The organism is Mycobacterium sp., from assembly GCF_046095365.1.
Lineage (GTDB): Bacteria > Actinomycetota > Actinomycetes > Mycobacteriales > Mycobacteriaceae > Mycobacterium.
Map to the genome: position 1 here is coordinate 1 of NZ_JBJTJF010000121.1, position 4939 is coordinate 4939.

The window sequence follows — 4939 nt, forward strand, 5'->3', positions numbered from 1 at the left end:
CGCCCAAGCCCGCGCCTCCGCCACCGCCGGCGCCCGCCGCGGTCACCATTCCCGCTCCCGGCCCGTAGCCCCCGGACCCGACAGGGTCCGGCCGCTCCCGGCTACATCGGCCGGGTGGCTCTCCGGTCGATTGCGCTGCACAGCCGTCGCTCAGGTGGCACGATTCGCAAATCGTCACAGGAGGCGGCATGGACTTCGTACAGGCAAACCTGATCGACCCGATCAGCAAGCTGCTCTGGACCTACGTGCTGGTCTATCTGCTCGTCGCGGCCGGCGTCTACTTCACCGTCAGGACGCGATTCGTCCAGCTCCGGTACCTGCGCAGGATGATCGGGCAGTTGGTCAACGCACGCGCCGCAGACGAGGGCATCTCCTCGTTCCAGGCGTTCTGCGTCGGTCTGGCGTCCCGGGTCGGCACCGGCAATATCGCCGGCGTCGCCATCGCCCTGACCGTCGGCGGCCCAGGCGCGATCTTCTGGATGTGGGTGGTCGCCTGGCTGGGCATGGCGACCGCCATGATCGAGGCGACTCTCGCACAGATCTTCAAGGTGCGCGCCGGCGACGGAACCTTCCGCGGCGGGCCGGCCTACTACATTCAGCGCGGTTTGGGCTCGCGGGCCGGCGGGGTTCTGTTCGCGGTGCTGCTGGTGTTCACCTTCGGCATCGCGTTCAACATGGTCCAGGCCAACGCCATCGCCGACGTGCTCAACACCACCCATGCCGTGGAGGTGCACTACACCACGATCGCCCTGGTGTTGCTGGCCGCGCCGGTGCTGTTCGGCGGTGTGCGGCGGGTCGCCAAGGTGGCCGAGATCGTGCTGCCGCTGATGGCGCTGGCCTACGTGCTGCTGGCCTTCGTGATCATCGCCATCAACATCACGGCCGTGCCGCACGTCTTCGCCGAGATCATCGGCGGAGCGTTCGGTCTCTCGCAGATGGCGGGAGGGTTCACCGGCGGAGTCGCCGCGGCGATGCTCAACGGCGTCAAGCGCGGGCTGTTCTCCAACGAGGCCGGTATGGGCAGCGCCCCGAACGTCGCCGCCACGGCGACGGTTTCGCACCCGGTCAAGCAGGGGCTGATCCAGTCGCTGGGTGTGTTCGTCGACACCATGATCGTCTGCTCCGCAACGGCTTTCATCATCCTGGTGTCCGGACCGGAGATCTACGACCCGCACGCTCCGGCCAAGATGGCCGGCGCGTCGCTCACCCAGGCCGCGGTGTCGGCCTCGCTGGGATCGTGGACGACCTACCTGATGACGGTGCTGGTGTTCGTCTTCGCGTTCTCCTCGGTGCTGGGGAACTACGTCTACGCCGAGGTGAACCTGTTCTTCCTCGGCGTCAAGGAACGCGGCATCAACATCTTCCGGGTCATCGTGCTGCTCGCCATCGCGGTGGGCGCGGTGGCCAAGCTGTCCACGGTGTGGGACTTCGCCGACATCTCGATGGGCCTGATGGCAATCGTCAACCTGGTGGCGATCGTGCTGTTGGGCAAGTGGGCCTTCGCCGCCCTGCGCGACTACCACGCTCAGGCCGAGGCGGGGGAGGACCCGGAGTTCGTCGCCGCCGAGGCATCGCTGCCCGGCCGTCTCGACGGCGACATCTGGATCCGGCCGCAGGAGTCCTTGCTTAGATAGTCGGCGTGGAATTCCTGCGCACCCCGGACGGCCGGTTCGCCGGCCTGCAGGGCTATCCCTTCGCGCCGCACTACCTCGACGTCACCGCCGCCGGCGCGCCGCCACTGCGGATGCACTACCTCGACGAGGGCCCGCCCGACGGCTCGCCGGTGGTGCTGCTGCACGGCGAGCCGACCTGGAGTTACCTCTACCGGACCATGATCGGGCCGCTGGCCGCCGCCGGCCACCGGGTGCTGGCCCCGGACCTGATCGGTTTCGGCCGCTCCGACAAGCCCACCCGGCTTCAGGACTACACATACCAGCGTCACGTCGACTGGGTGGCGTCCTGGATCACCGCGCTGGACCTGCGCGACGTCACCGTCGTGGTGCAGGACTGGGGTTCGCTGATCGGCCTGCGGATCGCCGCCGAACACCCCGACCGTTTCGCGAAACTGTTCATCGCCAACGGCTTTCTGCCGATCGCCGACCGGCCCACCCCGCGGGCCTTCGCCGTCTGGCGCGGCTTCGCGAAGTACTCACCGGTGCTGCCCGCCGGCCGGATCGTCGATGCCGGCACCGTCGGCAGGCTGTCGCGCGCAGTGCGCGCCGCTTACGACGCGCCCTACCCGGACAAGCGCTACCAGGCCGGTGCCCGGGCTTTCCCGCAGCTGGTTCCGACGTCGCCGAAAGATCCCGCCGTCCCCGCCAACCGCGCGGCCTGGGAGGTTCTGGGGCACTGGGACAAACCCGTGCTGTGCGTGTTCGGCGCCCGGGACCCGATTCTGGGCAAGGCCGACCGCGCACTGATCGAACACATCCCGGGCGCGGCCGGCCAGCCGCACGCCCGCATCGCAGCAGGGCACTTCATCCAGGAGGACGCCGGCCCCGAACTGGCCCGGCGGCTGCTGGCCTGGGCGGCCGGGCGGTAGGGGCTCCGGCCCGTGCGCTACAGCCCGAGTTCCTTGTGCATGTTGTCGATGCCGTGCCGCATGGCGTCGAGGGTCTCCTGGCGGACCCGCATCTTGGACGCGTGGTGGGCCCCGGCGTTGAGGGTGGCCGCGAACGTCTTGGCGGCCTCGACGGAGCGTTCCAGCACCAGGTCGGGCATCGCCAGTTCATCCACCCAGCCGCCGGCCAGCGCGGTGTCGGTGAGGTAGACCCGGGCCAGTCCGACGGCCTGCTGGTAGGCCGAACGGGTCAGCCGCAGCTTGAGGATCTCCAAACCGGGCCACGGAATGACCATCCCGTTGATCACCTCGTTGGCATGGAACTTGTAACCCGGGGCGGCGATCCGGTGATCCACGCTGCACGCCAGGAAGGCCCCCATGGCGATGGCGTGCCCGGTGATGGCCGCCACGACGGGCTTGCGGAACGACAGCAGGCGATGGGACAACTCGAAACCGGCCTTGAGCATGTCGAGCGCGGCCTGGGCGTCGCCGGATCCGAAAACCTTCAGGTCGAAACCGCCGCTGAACACCTTGTCGTTGCCCGCCAGGACCACGGCGCCGGGGTCGTCGGCCTCGGCCTGGTCGAACGCCTTGCCGATTTCGGCCAGCATGGCCGGACCCAGCACGTTGACCTTGCCGTCGTCCATGGTGATCACGGCGATCGCCTCGTCCCGGCGGTAACTCACGCTCATCGGTGCTCCTTGCCACGTCCGGTGCCTGGGCCATGACGTTACCGAGGCCGCGCGGGGCCGTGGCGGCCGCCCGGCAAGTGGTGAACACTGAGAATTTCCTGAGGTAGAGTGAAAATCCTCATGCAAGCAGGCGGAATCGGCCGGATCGCCGGCATCGCGGTCGCCCTCGGCGTCGGAGCGGCGGCAGCCACCGGCGGGGGCGGCGTCGCCGCCGCCGCACCGGCCGACGATGCGACGGTGTCGTCGGATTCGTCGCCCGATAGACCTGCCGCTGCCGCACCTGCCGCCGGGGCTGCCCGCAGTCCGTCCCGTGCCGAAGCCACCCGCCGGGTGGACCGCAAAACCCAGCGCCAGCGGCGGAATGACGCCCCGGTGCCCGCCGCGGCCAAGCCCGCGTCCGCCGTCAGGGCGGCCCCCCGGCCGGTCAAGGCCGATCCGATGCGGCCCGCACGGGCTGTCCGGCCGGCGGCCGTCGCGCAGCGACCCGCCCGGCCCGCCTCGGCGCCGTCCGCATCCGACCCGGCCGCCCTCGCCGCCCCGCCGGTCACCGCACCACCGGCCGCTCCGGCCGCGCTCGTCGCCGCGCCCGCGGCGGGCACCGTGCGGGCCGTGCCGGCCCCGTTCAGCAGCACCGGACCCGGGTCCCCGGCCGAGGCCACCGCGGGCTGGGTGGTCCTGGCCGCGGTGCGGCGCCTCGGCCGCTGGCAACCGGCGGCCCCGGCCGCCGCTGCGGTGTCGACCGGGCAGACCCTGCGGGCAGCGGCCAGGCGCAACCCGTTCTCCCTGTTCTCCAACCGGACACCGACACTCTCGCCGGCCCAGACCGGCCAGAGCGCCACCGGCGTCGTGAGCGGAAGCCTCAACGCCGCTGACGCCGACGGCGACCCCCTCACCTTCACCGTCAACGCCAACCCCGCGCACGGCACCGTCGCCGTCGACAGCGCCGGCCTGTTCCGCTACACCCCCGATCGGGCGTCGGCACACGCCGGTGTCACCGACAGCTTCACCGTCACCGTCAGCGACGCGACCGTGCGCACCCACTACCACGGATTCGCCGGCCTGTTCGGCCGGCGCGGCAACACCGGACACACCGTCACCCGCACCGTCACGGTGACCGTCAGCCCGGTCAACGCCGCCCCGACCGGCTCGGGAACCGCCGGCGTGCCCAACGCAGCCACCGGGATCGTCACCGGCAAGGTCAGCGGTGCGGATGCCGATGGAGATTCGTTGAGCTACAACGGATCCGGGCCCACGCCCAAGGGTGCGGTCGTGGTGGCCGCCGGGGGCGGCTTCACCTACACACCGACCGCCGCGGCCCGCCACGCCGCCGCCAACCTCACCGCCGCCACCGCCGACGGAACCGACCCCGTCACCGTCACGATCACCGACGGCCACGGCGGATCCATCGCCGTTCCGGTACTCGTCGCGATCGCCCCCGCCAACGCCGCTCCCACCGGTGCGGCCAGAGCGGGCAGTCCGGACCCCGCCACCGGCGTGGTGCGCGGATCGCTGGGCGCCGCCGACTCCGACCGGGACACCCTGAGCTACTCCGCGCCCGCCGCGACCGCCAAGGGCGCGATCGCCGTCGCCGCCGACGGCAGTTTCACCTACACCCCCAACGCCGCGGCCCGGCACGCGGCGGCCTCCCCCCGGGCAACCCCCGCCGACCGCAACGATGCATTCACCG

Annotated in this window: 4 protein-coding genes; 3 read left to right on the forward strand and 1 reads right to left on the reverse strand. The window is 71.3% G+C overall.

Annotated features, from left to right (window positions below):
* Positions 1 to 188 precede the first annotated feature (188 nt).
* A complete protein-coding gene (locus ACKOQ4_RS09910; protein WP_526291321.1) occupies positions 189 to 1634 on the forward strand; it encodes an alanine/glycine:cation symporter family protein in 1446 nt (481 codons plus the stop codon).
* A 5-nt stretch (positions 1635 to 1639) separates the two neighbouring features.
* The gene (locus ACKOQ4_RS09915; RefSeq protein WP_526291323.1) at positions 1640 to 2542 is read left to right on the forward strand and encodes an alpha/beta fold hydrolase; all 903 of its coding nucleotides are present in this window, start codon (positions 1640 to 1642) and stop codon (positions 2540 to 2542) included.
* Between the two features lie 17 nt (positions 2543 to 2559).
* Here the strand turns inward: ACKOQ4_RS09915 and ACKOQ4_RS09920 are convergent, their stop codons facing one another.
* Complete coding sequence (locus ACKOQ4_RS09920; protein ID WP_526291325.1) at positions 2560 to 3252, reverse strand: crotonase/enoyl-CoA hydratase family protein; 693 nt, start codon at positions 3250 to 3252, stop codon at positions 2560 to 2562.
* A gap of 120 nt (positions 3253 to 3372) precedes the next feature.
* Between ACKOQ4_RS09920 and ACKOQ4_RS09925 the strand changes: the two genes are divergently transcribed.
* Positions 3373 to 4939, forward strand: a 1567-nt coding sequence (locus ACKOQ4_RS09925; protein WP_526291327.1) for a cadherin-like domain-containing protein, incomplete at its 3' end; no start/stop codon positions are given.